The following is a 208-nucleotide window of genomic DNA, read 5'->3' as shown; positions in this document are numbered from 1 at the left end:
GCTTGCTGATAGCGAATCGTAATAAGACGCTTATGCGATTCTAGAAATGAGAAATGAGCTCCTAGCACTACTTCGATAGGAATAGAATACTCTCCATATTGAAAATCACGATTGTATCCGCTAGCCCAGAATATACCCTGCTCCAAATCATAACCAAGAAGCATAAAATCAAGAGAATAATTCTCTTCTTGATAAAAAGCACTATGCC

General features: G+C 38.0%; 1 protein-coding gene. It reads right to left on the bottom strand.

Annotated features, from left to right (window positions below):
- Positions 1–208: hypothetical protein (locus QCD85_RS23890; protein WP_301264102.1), on the bottom strand; the 208-nt coding region annotated here is incomplete at both ends.

Source organism: Paenibacillus sp. PsM32 (assembly GCF_030433815.1).
Classification (GTDB): domain Bacteria; phylum Bacillota; class Bacilli; order Paenibacillales; family Paenibacillaceae; genus Saccharibacillus; species Saccharibacillus kyungheensis.
Note: the sequence above shows the minus strand (reverse complement) of the source record. Positions and strands in the feature narration are given on the sequence as shown.